General features: G+C 65.2%; 17 protein-coding genes. 10 read left to right on the plus strand and 7 right to left on the minus strand.

The window, feature by feature from the left end; genetic code table 11:
- Nucleotides 1-20 precede the first annotated feature (20 nt).
- On the plus strand, nt 21-860 hold the full coding sequence (fdhD, locus tag CH262_RS16455) for a formate dehydrogenase accessory sulfurtransferase FdhD (RefSeq protein WP_032370218.1): 840 nt from the start codon (nt 21-23) through the stop codon (nt 858-860).
- Here the strand turns inward: fdhD and CH262_RS16460 are convergent.
- Complete coding sequence (locus CH262_RS16460) at nt 843-1,526, minus strand: CoA transferase subunit B (protein WP_052053191.1); 684 nt, start codon at nt 1,524-1,526, stop codon at nt 843-845. The genes fdhD and CH262_RS16460 overlap by 18 nt on opposite strands.
- Entirely contained in the window at nt 1,523-2,272 is a 750-nt protein-coding gene (locus tag CH262_RS16465; protein WP_179271310.1) for a CoA transferase subunit A, read from the minus strand. Before CH262_RS16465 ends, CH262_RS16460 begins: the two co-directional genes overlap by 4 nt.
- Before the next feature lie 109 nt (nt 2,273-2,381).
- Here CH262_RS16465 and pcaH point away from each other — a divergent pair, with 109 nt between their 5' ends.
- The 6 genes from pcaH to CH262_RS16495 are packed head-to-tail and all read left to right on the plus strand — an operon-like array spanning nt 2,382 to nt 8,300.
- Nucleotides 2,382-3,098: a protocatechuate 3,4-dioxygenase subunit beta gene (gene pcaH / locus CH262_RS16470; protein ID WP_032368462.1), complete on the plus strand. Its 717-nt coding sequence runs from the start codon at nt 2,382-2,384 to the stop codon at nt 3,096-3,098.
- The gene (pcaG, locus tag CH262_RS16475) at nt 3,091-3,729 is read left to right on the plus strand and encodes a protocatechuate 3,4-dioxygenase subunit alpha (RefSeq protein WP_094717948.1); all 639 of its coding nucleotides are present in this window, start codon (nt 3,091-3,093) and stop codon (nt 3,727-3,729) included. Before pcaH ends, pcaG begins: the two co-directional genes overlap by 8 nt.
- A gap of 42 nt (nt 3,730-3,771) precedes the next feature.
- Nucleotides 3,772-5,118, plus strand: a complete 1,347-nt coding sequence (gene pcaB / locus CH262_RS16480) for a 3-carboxy-cis,cis-muconate cycloisomerase (protein ID WP_094717949.1) — start codon at nt 3,772-3,774, stop codon at nt 5,116-5,118.
- Entirely contained in the window at nt 5,118-6,281 is a 1,164-nt protein-coding gene (gene pcaDC, locus CH262_RS16485) for a bifunctional 3-oxoadipate enol-lactonase/4-carboxymuconolactone decarboxylase PcaDC (RefSeq protein WP_032370216.1), read from the plus strand. The genes pcaB and pcaDC overlap by 1 nt, the downstream gene beginning before the upstream one ends.
- A complete protein-coding gene (locus CH262_RS16490) occupies nt 6,278-7,096 on the plus strand; it encodes an IclR family transcriptional regulator (protein WP_032370215.1) in 819 nt (272 codons plus the stop codon). The genes pcaDC and CH262_RS16490 overlap by 4 nt, the downstream gene beginning before the upstream one ends.
- Nucleotides 7,089-8,300, plus strand: a complete 1,212-nt coding sequence (locus tag CH262_RS16495) for an acetyl-CoA C-acetyltransferase (protein WP_094717950.1) — start codon at nt 7,089-7,091, stop codon at nt 8,298-8,300. Before CH262_RS16490 ends, CH262_RS16495 begins: the two co-directional genes overlap by 8 nt.
- A gap of 7 nt (nt 8,301-8,307) precedes the next feature.
- Here CH262_RS16495 and CH262_RS16500 read toward each other — a convergent pair whose 3' ends face one another.
- Together CH262_RS16500 and CH262_RS16505 are read right to left on the minus strand one after the other, a co-directional pair.
- Entirely contained in the window at nt 8,308-10,200 is a 1,893-nt protein-coding gene (locus CH262_RS16500) for a sugar phosphate isomerase/epimerase and 4-hydroxyphenylpyruvate domain-containing protein (RefSeq protein ID WP_094717951.1), read from the minus strand.
- Nucleotides 10,197-11,087 carry a shikimate dehydrogenase gene (locus CH262_RS16505; protein WP_094717952.1) on the minus strand — a complete coding sequence of 297 codons (891 nt, stop codon included), beginning with the start codon at nt 11,085-11,087 and terminating at the stop codon, nt 10,197-10,199. The genes CH262_RS16500 and CH262_RS16505 overlap by 4 nt, the downstream gene beginning before the upstream one ends.
- A 109-nt stretch (nt 11,088-11,196) precedes the next feature.
- Between CH262_RS16505 and CH262_RS16510 the strand changes: the two genes are divergently transcribed.
- The 3 genes from CH262_RS16510 to CH262_RS16520 all read left to right on the plus strand — a co-directional run bounded on the left by CH262_RS16510 (nt 11,197) and on the right by CH262_RS16520 (nt 14,211).
- Nucleotides 11,197-11,871, plus strand: coding sequence for a TetR/AcrR family transcriptional regulator (locus CH262_RS16510; RefSeq protein WP_027497575.1), 675 nt, complete (start codon nt 11,197-11,199; stop codon nt 11,869-11,871).
- Between the two features lie 168 nt (nt 11,872-12,039).
- A complete protein-coding gene (locus tag CH262_RS16515) occupies nt 12,040-13,401 on the plus strand; it encodes an MFS transporter (RefSeq protein WP_032384580.1) in 1,362 nt (453 codons plus the stop codon).
- Nucleotides 13,402-13,407: 6 nt separating this feature from the next.
- Nucleotides 13,408-14,211, plus strand: coding sequence for an N-acyl homoserine lactonase family protein (locus CH262_RS16520; protein WP_094717953.1), 804 nt, complete (start codon nt 13,408-13,410; stop codon nt 14,209-14,211).
- A gap of 90 nt (nt 14,212-14,301) precedes the next feature.
- On the opposite strand, the gene clpX is transcribed toward CH262_RS16520, so the two are convergent.
- From clpX to CH262_RS16535, 3 genes are all read right to left on the minus strand, one after another.
- Nucleotides 14,302-15,582 carry an ATP-dependent Clp protease ATP-binding subunit ClpX gene (clpX, locus tag CH262_RS16525; RefSeq protein ID WP_027497577.1) on the minus strand — a complete coding sequence of 427 codons (1,281 nt, stop codon included), beginning with the start codon at nt 15,580-15,582 and terminating at the stop codon, nt 14,302-14,304.
- A 296-nt stretch (nt 15,583-15,878) separates the two neighbouring features.
- Nucleotides 15,879-16,520 (minus strand): ATP-dependent Clp protease proteolytic subunit, encoded by a 642-nt coding sequence (locus CH262_RS16530; protein ID WP_008715342.1) that lies wholly within the window; start codon nt 16,518-16,520, stop codon nt 15,879-15,881.
- 47 nt (nt 16,521-16,567) lie between these two features.
- Nucleotides 16,568-17,218 (minus strand): ATP-dependent Clp protease proteolytic subunit, encoded by a 651-nt coding sequence (locus CH262_RS16535; protein WP_072692168.1) that lies wholly within the window; start codon nt 17,216-17,218, stop codon nt 16,568-16,570.
- Nucleotides 17,219-17,301 lie beyond the last annotated feature (83 nt).

Below are 17,301 nucleotides of genomic sequence, written 5' to 3' on the forward strand. Positions count from 1 at the left end.
CGCGTATCGAGTCGGCACTGATGGGCCGGATCACCGCTCGCAGACCCGTCGTCCGAATACGCGGCGAACACCGAGTCGACCGTCCCGACACCTTGGTGGTGGAGGAACCGATGGAACTGCGCGTCGACGGCAGAGCCCTTGCCGTCACGATGCGTACGCCGGGCCACGACGTCGAACTGGCCCACGGTTTCCTGCTGACCGAGGGCGTCATTGCATCGCGTGCCGATATCGCTGCGGCGCGGTACTGCGACGGCGTCGACGACGAGGGCGCGAACACCTACAACGTCCTGGACGTCACGCTGGCACCGGGCGTGGCAGCCCCCGAGACCGGGGTGGAACGCAATTTCTACACGACCTCGTCGTGCGGGGTCTGCGGCAAGGGATCACTCGACGCAATTCGGTTGCGCACCAAGCATTCTCCTGCTGACGACGACGTCGTGGTGACGTCCGATACCCTCGCCGGGCTACCGGACACCCTGCGCGCAGCGCAGAAGGTCTTCGACACCACGGGCGGCTTGCACGCTGCGGCGCTGTTCACTGCGGACGGCGACATGCTCGTCCTCCGCGAGGACGTCGGACGCCACAACGCGGTGGACAAGGTCGTCGGCTGGGCCACCGAGCACGATCGAGTTCCGCTGCGCGGCACGATATTGATGGTCAGTGGCCGCGCCTCGTTCGAGCTGGCGCAGAAAGCCGTGATGGCCGGGATCCCCATACTTGCTGCGGTGTCCGCACCGTCGTCTCTCGCGGTCGATCTCGCGACCGAATCAGGACTGACGGTGATCGGCTTTCTCCGCGGCCGGTCGATGAACATCTACTCCCGCGCCGACCGCGTCCTTGTGTCAGACGGTATCTCCTGAGTCGTTCCGCAGGCTCCACTCCCTAGCAACATCGACGAGTAGCTCGGCTGCGGTGGCGTTCCTGACGTCGTCCACCGAGATTCCCGGCGCGGTCTCGACGAGGCGCAGTCCGTCGTCGGTGACGTCCAGAACCGCCATGTCCGAGATGATCCTGTGCACGCAGCCCTTCCCGGTCAGCGGCAGAGTGCAGGACTGCAGAATCTTCGGTTCACCCTTCCGGGAGACGTGCTCCATCATGACGATCACGCGACGGGCACCGTGCACCAGATCCATGGCACCACCCATCCCCTTGACCATGTGCCCGGGGATCATCCAGTTCGCGAGGTCGCCGGTGGCGCTGACCTGCATCGCACCCAGCACGGCGACGTCGACCTGGCCGCCGCGGATCATTCCGAACGACTGCGACGAGTCGAAGTAGGACGAGCCGGGAAGCACCGTGATGGTTTCCTTGCCCGCGTTGATGATCTCGGGATCGAGTTCGTCCTCGGTGGGATAGGGGCCGACGCCGAGCACGCCGTTCTCGGAATGCAGAATCACCGAGACGTCGGTCGGAATGTAGTTGGGCACCAGGGTCGGCATGCCGATTCCGAGGTTGACGTACTGCCCGTCGCCGAGCTCCTGCGCCACCCGGGCGGCCATCTGTTCGCGGGACATCTTCTCGCTCATGCTCGTACCGTCCTCTGCTCGATGCCGACCTCGACCGGGCCGACATGCACGACCCGCTGCACATGAATGCCCGGGGTGTGCACCTCGTCCGGACCGATCTCCCCCGGCTCGACCAGGTGCTCGACCTGCGCCACGGTGATCCGACCCGACGCGGCGGCGGGTGGATTGAAGTTCCGTGCGCTGGCATGGAACACCAGGTTTCCGTGCCGGTCGCCCTTCCAGGCGTGGACCAAGGCGTAGTCCGCGACGATGCCGCGCTCCATCACATAGGTGACCCCGTCGAACTCCCGGGTCTCCTTCGGCGGACTCGCCACGGCGATGCCGCCGCTGCCGTCGTAGCGCAGCGGCAAACCGCCGTCGGCCACCTGCGTCCCGACACCCGCGGGGGTGAAGAACGCCGGAATACCGGCACCACCGGCTCGCAGCCGCTCGGCGAGGGTGCCCTGCGGGGTCAGCTCCACCTCCAGTTCGCCGCCGAGGTACTGCCGTGCGAATTCCTTGTTGGATCCCACGTACGAGCTGATCGTGCGCCGAATGCGGTGCTGCGCCAGCAGCACTCCCAGACCGAAGCCGTCGGTCCCGCAGTTGTTGCTGATGGTTTCGAGGTCGGTAGCTCCCTGCTCGAGCACCGCGGCGATCAGGATCTCCGGCACTCCCACCAACCCGAACCCGCCCACGGCGATCGACGACCCGTCGGGGATGTCCGCTACCGCTTCTGTGGCACTGGCCACGACTTTGTCCAACATGGCAGCGACGGTACCCGACAATGTGCGTTATGTGAACAGGTTGCCACCATGCGAACACCTGTATACGGTGGCGAGTGCGCTTGATCACCACGATCGTCAGGAGCTGTCGATGCTTCATCTCCCGCCCGAGTACCGGGACCAGACGGGTGTCCATGCACCACGCGACTTCGCCGAGTACCGGACCACTGCCCTGCGGCATCCGGCGCAGCCGTTGACGCTTCTCCCCCAACGATTGACCGAGATCACCGGTCCGGTTCTGGGCGAGGGACGGGTCACCGACTCCGACGCCGACCTGACGCTCGCGCGAGGTGGCGAAGCTCAGGGTCAACGCATCATCGTGCACGGTCGAGTGCTCGACAGCGACGGCAGAGCGATCCCGAACACCCTCGTAGAGGTATGGCAGGCCAACGCGGGCGGGCGTTACCGACACTCGGGTGATCGCTGGCCTGCACCTCTCGACCCGCATTTCGACGGCGTGGGCCGAGTACTCACCGATGCCGACGGCCGATACCGGTTCACCACGATCAAACCGGGCGCGTACCCCTGGGGCAACCACCACAACGCATGGCGGCCTGCCCACATTCACTTCTCCCTGTTCGGTCACGCATTCACCCAGCGGTTGGTGACGCAGATGTACTTCCCCGACGACCCCATGTTCTTCCAGGATCCCATCTACAACGCAGCCCCCGAGGACGCGCGTGCTCGCATGATCAGCACCTTCGATTACGAAGCAACACAACCGAACTGGGCTCTCGGGTTCAAGTTCGACATCGTTCTGCGCGGACGCAACGCCACCCCGTTCGAGGAGGACGACCACGATGACTGACCCCGAGTTCGCTCCCCGGTACCCGGTGGTGACCGGTGCCGATTTCACCACCGCACCGTTCGGTCAGACGCCCTCTCAGACGGTCGGGCCCTACGTCCACATCGGTCTGCTGTGGCCGGACGGACAGGACGTGGTACCTCCCGGCACCGCCGAGGCGATCACCCTGACGTTCACCCTCGTGGACGGGGCTCGTCAACCGGTGTCCGACGCCATGATCGAGACCTGGCAGGCCGACTCCGACGGTCGCTTCGACCATCCGGACGATCCACGGGGTGCCGTGGCACCACGTGTCGCAGGTTTCCGCGGCTTCGGTCGAGCATTTGCCGATGCACGGGGAACGATGACGATCACGACCATCAAACCGGGGCCGTTGCCCGCCGAGAACGACCTCGTCGAAGCACCCCACATCGACGTCGGAATCTTTGCCCGCGGAATGCTCGAGCGGGTCGTCACGCGGATGTACTTCCCGGACGAGGCCGAGGCCAACGAAATCGATCCGGTGCTGTCCGACTTGCCCGCCGACAAGCGAGCCCGACTCGTCGCCACCACAGTGGACGGCGGCTACCACCTCGATATCGTGTTACAGAACACCGATCCGGACGGAGACGAGACCCCGTTCTTCGCGCTGTGATGCACGCTCCCGAACTGATCGACGATGCGGTGAAAGAGGACCATGGCTTCCGATAGAGGGGCACTGTTCGATCCGACATTCGGCAGCGAGATCATCGCACCGATCGTCGGCGACCGAGGCTGGGTTCGGGCGATGTTCGACGTCGAGGCAGCCCTCTCCCGGGCCGCTGCCTCTGTCGGCGTGGTCGACGCGAAGCATGCGGACATCATCACCGCGGTCGCGGCAGAGCTGGGTGAATCTCTGGACATCACGGCACTCGGAGCGGCTGCAGCGGCCGGTGGGAATCCGGTGATACCACTGGTGAAAGTACTGCGAAACGCGGTGTCCGAGCGCGGAGTTCCTGCTGCTGCAGTGCACCCCGGGGCGACCAGCCAGGACATCATGGACACCGCGTCCATGCTCGTCGCACGTGACGCACTCACGGTCGTCGAGGCGTCGCTCGGTGATGCACATACCGCGGCGCGAGGCCTGGCGCTGGCGCACCGAACCACTCCTATGGTCGCGCGCACCCTCGGCCAGCAGGCGTTACCCACTACTTTCGGGCTGGTGGCCGCCAATTGGGCTGGGGCGCTGCATCGTTCGAGTCACCGTCTCGCTGCGGTTCGGCGGTCGTGCTGTGTGCAATACGGAGGTGCCGCCGGAACGATGGCCGCCGTACATCCGCACGGTCCGGCCATTGCCGCCGCGCTCGCGGACGCCCTCGGTCTGGCACCACAGACTGCGCCCTGGCACACCGACCGCGTCACCGTCGCAGATCTGGCGTGCGCGTTGGGTATTGCCGCGGGCTCCATTGCGAAGATCGCCGGGGACATCGTGTCGATGTCCGCCACCGAACTGGCCGAGGTGTCCGAGAACGCGCCGGGGGGTTCGTCGGCGATGCCACACAAGCGCAACCCGATCGCCGCCATCACCGCGCGGGCTGCGGCCCGCCGGGTGCCGGGAGCCGTTGCGACAGTGCTGGCGAATATGGACCACGAGCAGCAGCGCGCCGCTGGCCCGTGGCACGCCGAATGGGAGACCGTCACCGATCTGCTACGACTCACCGGCGGCGGTGCGCATCGTATTGCGACGAGCCTCACGGGTCTGCATGTGCATCCAGATGCCATGGCGCGCAACCTCGAAGCGACGGGTGGTGCACTACTCGCCGAACGGGTCACGGCCGCGCTGGCACCGCACACCGAGCGCGCCCGCGACATCGTCACCGACCGATGCGCAGCAGGTGCGCCACTGGACACGGATCCCGCCATCACCGCCTTCCTGACGCCGGCGGCGGTGCGCGAGATGTTGAATCCAGCAGGCTATGTGGGTCACGCACCCGACTTGGTCGACGTCATCCTCGCTGCGTGTGCACCGGACACCGAACGCCCCACGGACTCGAAGGACATCTGATGACAGTCACTCTGGCTCACCACCGCACCGAGGGGCCGCACCCCGATGCGGATACCGTCGTGCTGATCGGCTCGCTCGGCTCGGACCGATCGATGTGGGACCCGCAGGTGGGCGCACTGTCGGCTTCTGTCCACGTGTTGACGGTCGATCTACGGGGACATGGTCGATCACCGGTACCGCCCGGCCCCTATTCCGTGGCCGATCTCGCCGGTGACGTTCTTGCACTGCTGGATTCACTCGCTCTGGAACGCGTCCACGTGGTCGGACTCTCCCTCGGCGGTGCCGTCGCTCAATGGATTGCGATTCATCGCCCCGAGCGGGTGCGCACTCTGTCTCTGCTGTGCACGTCCGCCAAGTTCGGTGAAGCCGCTCAGTGGATCGACCGTGCCGCGACCGTACGCGCCTCGGGGACAGCAGCACTCGCGGACGCTGTACTCGCACGGTGGTTCACGCCCGAACTCGCCGCCCGCGACACCGATCTCGTCGCACGGTGTCGACGCATGATCGCCGAGACCTCCGACGAGGGGTACGCGGCATGCTGTGAGGCGTTGTCCGAGTGGGATTCTCGCGCGGACCTCGCCAGGATCGCCGCTCCCACCCTCGTGATCGCGGGCCGACAGGATCCGTCGACCACTCCGGACGATCTGCGCTTCATCGCCGACGGCGTTGCAGGATCGACGCTCCTGACACTCGACCCGGCCGCACATCTGGCGAACGTCGAACAGGCAGGCCGCGTCACGGCGGCCATTGCCGCTCACGTCGGAGCGAATGCGTACTCCGCCGGACGGTCCGCGGCGCACGACACCGGAATGGCAGTACGGCGCAGTGTGCTCGGTGACGCCCACGTCGACCGCAGCATCGCATCGAGAACCGAATTCACGGCCCCGTTCCAGGATTTCATCACCCGAACCGCATGGGGCGACGTCTGGGCTCGTCCCGGACTCGACCACCACACCCGCCGACTGCTGACTCTGGCCGTTCTGACGGCCCTGGGTAACCACCACGAACTCGACATGCACATCCGAGCGGCGTTGCGTGCCGGTATCGCACCCGACGAACTCGCCGAGGTGTTCTTGCACACCGCGGTCTACGCGGGAGTACCGAACAGCAACAACGCTTTCGCATTGGCTCAGGCCGCCATCACCGAGAGCGAAACCTCGTGAGTGCCGCGGACACACCGCCGTCCTCGGATTACGTCCAGTCTCTCGGACGCGGCTTGGCAGTGATCAGAGCCTTCGACGGTGAGCATCCGCGTCGAACGCTGGCCGACGTGGCCCGAGCGACCGACCTGACCCGCGCCACCGCCCGACGGTTTCTGCTCACGCTCGTCGAACTCGGATACGTGCGTACCGACGGCTCGATGTTCTGGCTCACCCCGCGCGTACTCGAATTGGGGTACAGCTATCTGTCGAGTCTCTCGCTCCCCGAGGTCTCGGGCCCCCATCTCGAGGCGCTCGCCGAACGAGTGCGTGAATCGTCCTCGGTGTCGATACTCGACGGTGACGATGTGGTGTACGTCGCCCGGGTTCCGGTCAGCCGCATCATGACCGTCGGCATCAACATCGGCACCAGATTTCCGGCGTTCGCGACCTCGATGGGCCGGGTGCTGTTGGCCGGTCTTCCCGAGGACGAGCTGGATGCGTACCTGGAGCGAGTGCGGTTGACGCCGTTGACGGGCAAGACCATCACGACCGCGGCCTCGCTCGCGCGGGAACTCGAACGAGTGCGGGTCGACGGCTTCTGCCTGGTGGACCAAGAACTCGAAGAGGGACTGCGTTCGATCGCCGCACCCATCCGCGACAACACCGGCGTGGTTGTCGCGGCAGCCAACGTCTCGACTCAAGCTGCACGTCATTCTGCGGACGCCGTGCGCGCCGAACTACTCCCGGCCTTGCTCGACGCCACCCGCGCCATCGAGACCGATCTGCTCCGGGTGAGTACCGGAGCCAACGACAAGCGAGGAAACACCCATGCCTGAAGCCGTGATCTGCGAGCCCCTGCGTACCCCCGTCGGCCGTTTCGGTGGCCAGTTCCGCGACATTTCCGCCCAGGCCCTCGCGGCCACGGTCATCACCGAACTGGTTGCGCGAACGGGCATCTCCGGAGCGGACATCGACGACGTGATCCTGGGCCAGGCGTCACCGAACGGTGATGCACCGGCCATCGGTCGAATCGCGGCCCTCGACGCCGATCTCGGCATCGATGTGCCAGGCATGCAGGTCGACCGACGCTGCGGCTCCGGCCTACAAGCGGTACTGCAGGCGTGCATGCAGGTGCAGTCCGGCGGCAACGACCTGGTTCTGGCAGGCGGCGTCGAAAGTATGAGCCAGACCGAGTTCTACGCGACCGGCATGCGGTGGGGCGTCAAGGCCGAGGCGGTCGCCCTCTCCGACCGACTTGCGCGGGCCCGAGTGACGGCGGGTGGCAAGAACTTTCCGGTGCCCGGCGGCATGATCGAGACCGCCGAGAATCTTCGCCAGGAGTTCTCTATCAGCCGCGCCGATCAGGACGCGCTGGCCGTGCAGTCGCATCGGCGTGCGGTCGCCGCGCAGAACAGCGGCGTGTTCGCCGAGGAGATCGTGGGTGTGTCTGTCCCCCAGCGTAAGTCGGAACCGGTTCTGGTCTCGACCGACGAGCATCCACGGGCCGACACGACCGTGGAGTCGTTGGCGAAGCTGAAGGCAATCCGTGCATCGATCGATCCCGAGTCGACGGTCACCGCGGGCAATGCCAGCGGGCAGAACGACGGTGCCGCGATCGCCATCGTCACGACACCCGAAACGGCTGCGGCGCTGGGACTTCGACCACTGGCGCGGCTCGCGAGCTGGGGCGTTGCCGGAGTCGCTCCGCGCACCATGGGAATCGGTCCGGTGCCCGCCAGTGAGAAAGCGCTCGGACGCCTGGGGCTCACTCTCGACGACATGGGCGTCATCGAACTCAACGAAGCCTTCGCCGCCCAGGCGCTGGCCGTGACTCGGTCCTGGGGTATCGAGTCGGACGACCCGCGGCTGAACCCGCACGGTTCCGGCATTTCGCTCGGCCACCCGGTCGGGGCCACCGGCGCCCGAATCCTTGCCACCCTGCTCCGTGAAATGGATCGTCGAGAGGTCCGCTACGGACTCGAAACGATGTGCATCGGCGGCGGACAGGGCCTGGCCGCGGTGTTCGAGCGACTGTCCTGATCGCTACTCACTGCTGTAGTTGCGCAGCCAGGCGCACAGCCGAGTTGGTCTCCCCGTAGCCTTCGTACCCGCCTACCCGCTGCACCACCTCGAAGAAGAGGTCGTCGCCCACGGTGCCGGTGAAGAAGTGGAAGAACTCGCCGCCTGCGGAGTCGGCGTCGTACAGGATGCCGAGCCGCTGCATCGCGTCGAGGGTGTCCGGACCGAGGCCGAACCGTGCGTTCAGGTCGCGATAGTAGTTGGGCGAGATGCGCAACGGCGTGAGACCGCGTTCGGTCATTGCCTCGGCCGCGGCGTAGATGTCCTCGCATCCGAACGCCACATGTCCGACGCCTCCGCGGCGGGCGGCGGGCAGGGGGTCGGCATCGGATGGGCGACCGGGAACCATGTTGAGCGACAGGCGAATGGTGCCGTTGGTGGTCGTCAGGGTGAGGGCCTGGCTTCGCACCAGTCCGATCGCGTCCACGACGTCCTGACCGTCCCGGGGCACCATGCCGAACACCGAGCGGAGCAACAGCATCACGCCGTCCCAGCTTTCCGCCGGGACCGCGAGGGCGATGTGGTCCACGTGCGAGACCAGGGGCTTGTCCTGCGGCACAGGCACTCTGGGAGCGAGGTCGAATGCTGACTGCCAGGCACCGGCGCTGTCTCGGGTGCGTAGGTCGAGCGAGGTTGCACCGGTTACGGCGAGCCGCACCACCGCGTCGGTCGCGTCGGCAACGCCCGGCATGGTGACCGTCGCGGCGGGGACCCCCAGGGCGCGGGCTCTGGTCAACCACAGGTCGGGCCGCTCGCTGCGGACCCCGATCTGGGCCAGTGCGGGCAGGTGGGCGGGGACGCCCGGTGCCGTCCACAGGGTGTCGACGGTCGTGTCGACCGCGACGGCGAGTGGGCCCTGGGTGAACAGCGACAGTCCGTGTTCGCTGTGCGCGGCGGTGAGGTCGAAGCCGAGGTGACGCAAGGTGGTGCCCAACTGGGCGGCCTTGGCAGGGCCCGCGGCGATACGTAGGGACACGATGTTCTCGATCGGGCCGGGCGGAGGCGGGGAGAACAGATCGGGATTCGGCACGACGGTGTCGACGCTGCGGACCTGCTCCTGCAGGTGGAGCAGCGAACGGTGTGCGTCCGACGCCGTTCGGCCGGTGTCGGAATGCCGGAAGACGTCGTTGAAGATTTCGAGAGACCACGGGCCCGTATAGCCCGAGGCCACGACGTGGGCTCCGAAGGTTGCCAGATCGAAGTTCCCCTGACCGGGGAAGCATCGGTGATGGCGACTCCACTGCAGGACGTCCATCACCAGGTGCGGGGCGTCGGCCAGTTGCACGAAGAAGATCTTCTCGCCGGGTATCTCGCGGATGCCCGATGGGTCGTCGCCGCGGGAGAGGATGTGAAAGCTGTCGAGACAGGTCCCGAGCGCTGGGTGGTCGACCTGCCGGACGATGTCCCAGGCATGACGGTAGGTGTCGACGTGGCTACCCCAGGCGAGCGCTTCGTAGGCCAGCCGCAGTCCGCGGCGATGTGCACGCTCGGCGAGAGTTGCCATCTGTTCGATCAACATGTCGTCCTCGCGCACTGCGCCGGCCAACGGTGACGAGCAGACCAGCAGCAGGTCGCATCCCAGCTGTTCCATCACGTCGAATTTGCGTTCGGCGCGAACGAGGTTGCGCGCGAACTGGTCCGGGTCGTCGGAGTCGGCGTCACGGAAGGGTTGGTAGAGATCGACGGTCAGTCCCAGATCTGCAGCCTTCTTCGCAATGTCTGCAGGCAGGTCCGGTGAGCTGATCAGATCCGGCTCGAACACCTCGAACCCGTCGAACCCGGCTTCGGCGATGGCGCGCATCTTCTCGTCGAGAGACCCACTGAGCGAGACAGTGGCCACCGACGTGGCAATGGCCGTCATGCGGAGGCCCCAGCAGCAGCGACGCGCTCTTCGCTGTCGATGAGGGTGCCCATGTGCGCGATCATCCGATCTGCGTTCGCAATTCGGCCGGTGAATATCTCGAAGGCGTCCGCTGCCTGGAACACGGCCATGCCGGTGCCGCTCAGGGTTCGGCACCCCGCTCGCGCTGCCTGCATGAGCAATTCGGTCTCGGCCGGCCTGTACACGACTTCCGAAACCCACATCTGCGGACGCAGAAATTCCTGCGGCACAGCAGATCCCGGGTGCTCGAGCATTCCGACCGGCGTTGCGTGCACCAACCCCGACGCTGTGCTCAGCACGTCGCCGAGCCGATCGAGGCCGGTCGAGCAGATCTCGGGCTCGGGGAACATCGAGGCCAGCGAGTCTCGAAGTTGCTGCGCCCGAGAACGATCGGCATCGACGAGTGTCAGCTTGGCGGCTCCCCGGCGTGCCATTGAGTACGCCACGGCCGCACCTGCTCCCCCGGCTCCGAGTTGCACCACATCACTCAGATCGGCTCCCGGTAAGCCACGTCCGAAATTTCGGTCGAACCCGGACCAGTCGGTGTTGTGACCGATCGCGCGCCCGTCGGAGAACACAACGGTGTTGACGGCACCCAGACGCGCGGCATCCTCCGAGAGATCGTCGAGGCAGTGAAGAACCCGTTGCTTGCACGGGTGGGTGATGTTGAGGCCGCGAAATCCGAGGTCGGCTGCCGTGGCCACCAGCCGCGGTAGGTCGTCCACGGTCAGCCCGCGCCGATCGAGATCGATGATCCGATAGAGGTAGGTCAGACCGTGCTCGGCACCCTCTCGCTCATGCATCGCGGGCGTGAGCGATTTGCCGATACCCGTCCCGATCAGCCCGCAGAGCAGGGATTCCGGCATGTCGATCTCCTCGAGCTTTAATGTACTAATTGGTGAGTTAGCTCGACGGTACTACGGTGACGGCACGCACACACCCTTTCTCCGCAATTCGCGGCGATAGAGTCGACCCATGGCTCCGCGTACAACCGACACCTCCGACGACAGCGGACCGGCCGTCAAACGTCGGCGCAACAGCGATCTGACCCGACACAACATCCTCGAGGTAGCCACGGAGGAGTTTGCGGACAAGGGCTTCGCCGGCGCACGCATCGACGAGATCGCCGAGCGAACACACACGACCAAGCGGATGCTGTACTACTACTTCACCGACAAGGAAGGCCTGTACAAGGCCGTTCTGGAGCGGTCCTACCTCCGCATCCGCGAGCGCGAACGAGCCGTGGACGTCGAAGGACTCGGTCCGGTCGAGGCGATCCGCGCCATCGCATCGGTCACGTTCGACCATCACGAGCAGAACCCGGACTTCATCCGGCTGGTATCGACCGAGAACATTCTGCGCGGCGAACATATCGGCACCTCCGAGGCGCTGAGCAATCTCGGCAATCCGGCCGCCGAGCTGTTGGCCGACATTCTTGCGCGCGGGCAGGCCGACGGGCTCTTTCGAACCGATGTCGACGCGTTGGACATTCATATGGCGATCAGCAGCTTCTGCGTGTTCCGGCTGTCCAACCGATACACGTTCGAGGCACTGTTCGGGCGCGACCTCACCGACCCGGCGCACCGCACACGACTGCGGGCCATGCTCGGCGACATGATCATCGCGTTCCTCACCTCCACCGACGCCTGACACCGAGATCGAGCGACCCGCATCGCATCGGGGGTTGACACGTGGCATGGATCACGTTCAATATCTAGGAGCGCCCGGAGTTAACTATTTCGTACATTAGCGGCCGATCGGGTCGTGGATGTCGAACTGTGCGCCCGGCTTCCCGTCACACGAAAAGAGACGACACCGATGGATCCCCTCACGTCCGGTCACCCGCCCCTGCGCCCCGGAGCCAACCCGCGTAAAGCCGCAACCGCGGCCTGGGTGGGCAGCGCCCTCGAGTACTACGACTTCTTCATCTACGGCACCGCCGCTGCGCTGGTCTTCGGCCGCGTGTTCTTTCCCGGCTCCAACCCCGCCACCGGAACGTTGTTGGCCCTGGCGACTTTCGGGGTCGGCTACCTGGCCCGCCCACTGGGCGCATTGGTGCTCGGTCACATCGGTGACCGTTACGGCCGCAAGAAGGTCATGGTTGCCACCGTCCTGCTGATGGGAGTCGCCACTCTCGGAGTCGGCGTCCTTCCCTCGTACGAATCCATCGGCCTCGCGGCCCCGATAGTCCTGGTCCTGCTGCGCCTGGCCCAGGGCTTCTCTGCGGGCGGTGAGCAGGCGGGTGCCAACTCCATGACCCTCGAGCACGCACCCGACCACCGACGGGCGTTCTTCACCAGCTTCACCCTCAGCGGCACCCAGGGCGGTCAGATCCTTGCCACCGCTGTCTTTCTCCCGGTCGCCATGCTCCCCGAGGACCAGTTGCTCAGCTGGGGCTGGCGAATCCCGTTCTTCCTCAGCGCATTCGTCGTTGTCGCCGCATTCCTGATCCGGCGCTCGCTCGACGAGACCCCCGTCTTCGAGGAAGAGGTGGCGTCCGCCGAGCCGCAGCGTCTCCCGCTGACCGAACTGCTGTCCGAGCACTGGCCCGCCGTTCTTCGAGTCATGTTTGCCGCCGTGATCGCCTCGGTCAGTACGATTTTCACCGTCTATGCGCTGTCGTACGCGGTCAACACAGTCGGCCTGGAACGAACTCCGATGCTGTGGGTCGGCGTACTCGCCAACGTCGTCGCGCTGTTCGCACTCCCGTTCTTCGGGTCGCTGTCCGATCGCGTCGGTCGCAAGCCGGTGTTCCTGTTCGGATCGATCGGTTGCGCAATCCTCATGTTCGGATACCTCTGGTCCATCTCGGTCGGAAACTACGCGCTCATCTTCGTCTTCGGCATCGTCATGTTCGGTTTCGTCCACAGCGCGACTGGCGGTGTCTGGCCCTCGTTCTACGGCGAGATGTTCCCGGCTCGGGTACGTCTGACCGGAACTGCGCTGGGAACCCAGATCGGTTTCGCCATAGCAGGATTCGCGCCCACCATTGCCGGTGCCATCGCCGGGGCCGAGATCGGTGCGTGGTTGCCGGTCGCCATCGTCACCGCCGTGTTCTGCGCCGTCAACGTTGCGATCGTGTCCACGTCCAAAGAGACCTATCGCACGCCCACCGACGAGCTCGGACGATCCACTCGAACGACTCGGCGCGAGTCGGTCGCTCGTACGACGTCGAACTGACCCGCGATGATCGACGGTCTGCGACCGGACCGCAGCGGTGAATGGCGTGTGTACGCCGTGCGCTATGCGAGCCGAACATCTCTGCGCAGCACGCACTTCCACTATGCGGACGAGCGCGGTCACGAGCCGCACCCCACCGCGTACTACGTGTGGCTCGCGCTGTCGGACACCGAGACCGTCCTCGTCGACGCCGGTCTCGCACCGGCGACGGCGTCACGGATGAAGGGACTGAACTACGTCGGCTCCCCCGTGGACCTCATCGGAGAGCTGGGAATCTCCCCCGGTGACATCGACGTATGTGTGCTGACCCATCTGCACTACGACCACACCGGAGTCGTCGCAGATCTGCCGTCGGCCCGCTACGTCGTCCAGCAGAAAGAGCTCGACTACTGGAACGGTCCGTGGGCGACCCGCGTCGGGCAGGAACGCTGGTTGCACTCGCGGTCCGACATCGACCACGTCACGGGAAGTCCGCGTCTCGACATCGTCGACGGCGACCGCGAACTGGCACCGGGACTCTCGGTGCATGCGGTGGGCGGACATACCGCGGGCATGCAGGTAGTCAGCGTGCACACCGAGCGCGGGACCCTGGTGCTGGCGTCGGATGCGAGTCACTTCTACGAGAACATCGAATCCGACAGTCCCTTCGCGATTCTGCACTGCCTGCCGGACATGTTCGGCGCGTTCGACCGGATCAAGGAACTCGCCGACAGCCCCGAGCATGTCGTGCCGGGCCACGACCCGTTGGTGGCGCAGCGGTGTGCCGCGGTCGACCCGGACCTGCACCCGCACATCTCGGTCCTCGGCTGACAACCTCGATCGAGAACCTCCACAACACAGAACGAGCCCCGATCATCGCGTTCGATGATCGGGGCTCGTTCTGTGTCGTGCCGGAGCTGGTCAGGCCGACTTGTCGCGACGCTCCGGGCGTTCGGGCTTGCGCGGAACGATGGTCGGCAGGACGTTGTCGTTGACCGTCTCTGCCGTGACCACGACCTTCTCCACGTCGTCCCGGCTCGGGATGTCGTACATCACCGGAAGCAGCACTTCTTCCATGATCGCGCGCAACCCACGAGCACCGGTGCCACGCAGGATCGCCTGATCGGCAATTGCCTCGAGTGCCTCGGACGTGAACTCGAGCTCGACGCCGTCCATGTCGAAGAGTCGACGGTACTGCTTGACCAACGCGTTCTTCGGTTCGGACAGGATGGTGACCAGTGATTCCTTGTCCAGGTTGGTCACCGACGCGATCATCGGGAGACGACCGATGAACTCGGGGATCAAACCGAACTTGATCAGATCCTCGGGCATCACCTCGGCGAAGTGATCCTGCGTGTCGATCTCGGCCTTGGAACGCACCTCGGCTCCGAAGCCGAGACCGCGCTTACCGACGCGATCGGACACGATCTTCTCCAGACCGGCGAAAGCACCGGCGACGATGAAGAGCACGTTGGTGGTGTCGATCTGGATGAACTCCTGGTGCGGATGCTTACGTCCGCCCTGCGGCGGGACGCTGGCCTGGGTACCTTCCAGGATCTTCAGCAGTGCCTGCTGTACGCCTTCACCGGAGACATCGCGGGTGATCGACGGGTTCTCGCTCTTACGAGCGATCTTGTCGACCTCGTCGATGTAGATGATGCCGGTCTCGGCCCGCTTGACGTCGTAGTCCGCGGCCTGGATGAGCTTGAGCAGGATGTTCTCGACATCCTCACCCACGTACCCGGCTTCGGTCAGTGCGGTGGCGTCGGCGATCGCGAACGGCACGTTGAGCATCTTGGCGAGGGTCTGGGCCAGATACGTCTTGCCGCACCCGGTGGGACCAAGCATCAAGATGTTCGATTTGGCCAGCTCGACGGATTCGCCGCGCACATCGCGCGCCTTGTCGCCGGCCTGAATGCGCTTGTAGTGGTTGTAGACAGCGACGGCCAACGTGCGCTTCGCAGCGTCCTGGCCGATCACGTAGTTCTCGAGAAAGTCCTTGATCTCGGAAGGCTTGGGCAGGTCGTCGAGCTTGACTTCGCTCGATTCGGCCAACTCCTCCTCGATGATCTCGTTGCACAGGTCGATGCACTCGTCGCAGATGTACACCCCTGGTCCTGCAATGAGCTTCTTGACCTGCTTTTGGCTCTTGCCGCAGAACGAGCACTTCAGCAGATCGCCACCGTCACCGATGCGTGCCATTCGGAGGTTCCTACTTCCTTGTCCGCGTACGACCCGGCCGACCGCATACGCGGAAGGACGGGCTACTTCTCGATCGATGGCATGCCGAGTTCGAGATGCTCCGACCGAGTTCTTGGATGCGACGCTACCCGTGTTCGCCGAACATGGGCGGGTTGTTTCCGGTGATTCGCCGCCCGTTTTCACCAATCACGGCATTCGGGGCGTGAATCGAGACAGCCGGGCCGAGTTGTCCACTCGTGCCCGGCGTCCGATCGTCTGCCGGACCGCGAGGCGATCCGACCGGTGGTACTTGCGTGCTACTTCTGAGCCGAGAGCTTGCGGTACTCGAACACGGTGTCGATGATGCCGTAGTCCTTGGCCTGCTCGGCGGTGAGGATCTTGTCGCGATCGGTGTCCTTGCGGATCACGTCGGGATCCTTGCCGGTGTGGCGGCCGAGGGTGGTCTCCATGAGTCGACGCATACGTTCGATCTCGGCGGCCTGGATCTCGAGGTCCGAGACCTGGCCCTGAATGCCGCCGCTCGAGGGCTGGTGGATCAGCACTCGTGCGTTCGGCAGAGCCGCGCGCTTGCCGGGGGTGCCGGCGGCGAGCAGTACCGCGGCAGCCGAAGCCGCCTGGCCGAGGCACACTGTCGCCACGTCGGCGCGGACGTACTGCATCGTGTCGTAGATGGCCATCAACGAGGTGAACGAGCCACCGGGTGAGTTGATGTACATCGTGATGTCACGGTCGGGGTCGAGGCCCTCGAGGACCAGCAGCTGTGCCATGACGTCGTTGGCAGACGCATCGTCGACCTGGACGCCGAGGAAGATGATGCGCTCCTCGAACAGCTTGTTGTACGGGTTCGACTCCTTGACGCCGTAGCTCGAGTGCTCGACGAAGGACGGAAGGATGTACCGCGAGGACGGCAACTGGTTGGGATCGAACAGGTTTGTCATCGTTTCTCCAAGATGTGAGTGATCGAGGGTCGCCGGTAGCGGCCGAATTACTCGCCGACTCCGCCGGCCTGCCGCGCGCGGCTGACGACGTGATCCACGAACCCGTATTCCTTGGCCGCCTGTGCCGTGAACCACCGGTCACGGTCGGAATCCTCGGTGATCTGCTCGACGGTCTGGCCGGTGTGCTGAGCGATGAGCTCGGCCATCTCACGCTTGGTGTGCGCGAACTGCTCGGCCATGATCGCGATGTCCGAAGCGCTGCCGCCGATACCGGCCGAAGGCTGATGCATCATGATGCGCGCGTGCGGAAGGGCGTACCGCTTGCCCTTCGCACCGGCCGAGAGCAGGAACTGGCCCATCGAGGCAGCCAAGCCCATCCCGTAGGTGGCGATATCGCACTCGGCGAATTCCATGGTGTCGAAGATCGCCATACCTGCGGTGACCGAGCCACCGGGCGAGTTGATGTACAGCGAGATGTCGCGGGTGGGGTCCTCGGCCGACAGGAGCAGGATCTGCGCGCACAACTTGTTGGCGATGTCGTCGTCGACCTGGGTACCGAGGAAAATGATGCGGTTTTGAAGCAGACGCTCGTACACGGAGTCGCTGAGATTCAGCCCTGCTGCGGCCGAAGTCATGACGGGACTCTGCTCGTGCGAAGCCGCCGGATTCTGAACAGTCACGGTACCTGCCTTTTCCATAACAAATCGTTGGTTCCTGACACAGACACTAACGAAAGACGGCGGCTCCGGAGTCCCGGAACCGCCGTCGTTCGCTGTGAGCG

Origin of the sequence: Rhodococcus sp. 05-2255-1e (genome assembly GCF_002259025.1) — a bacterium.
In the GTDB taxonomy this organism is placed as follows: domain Bacteria; phylum Actinomycetota; class Actinomycetes; order Mycobacteriales; family Mycobacteriaceae; genus Rhodococcoides; species Rhodococcoides fascians.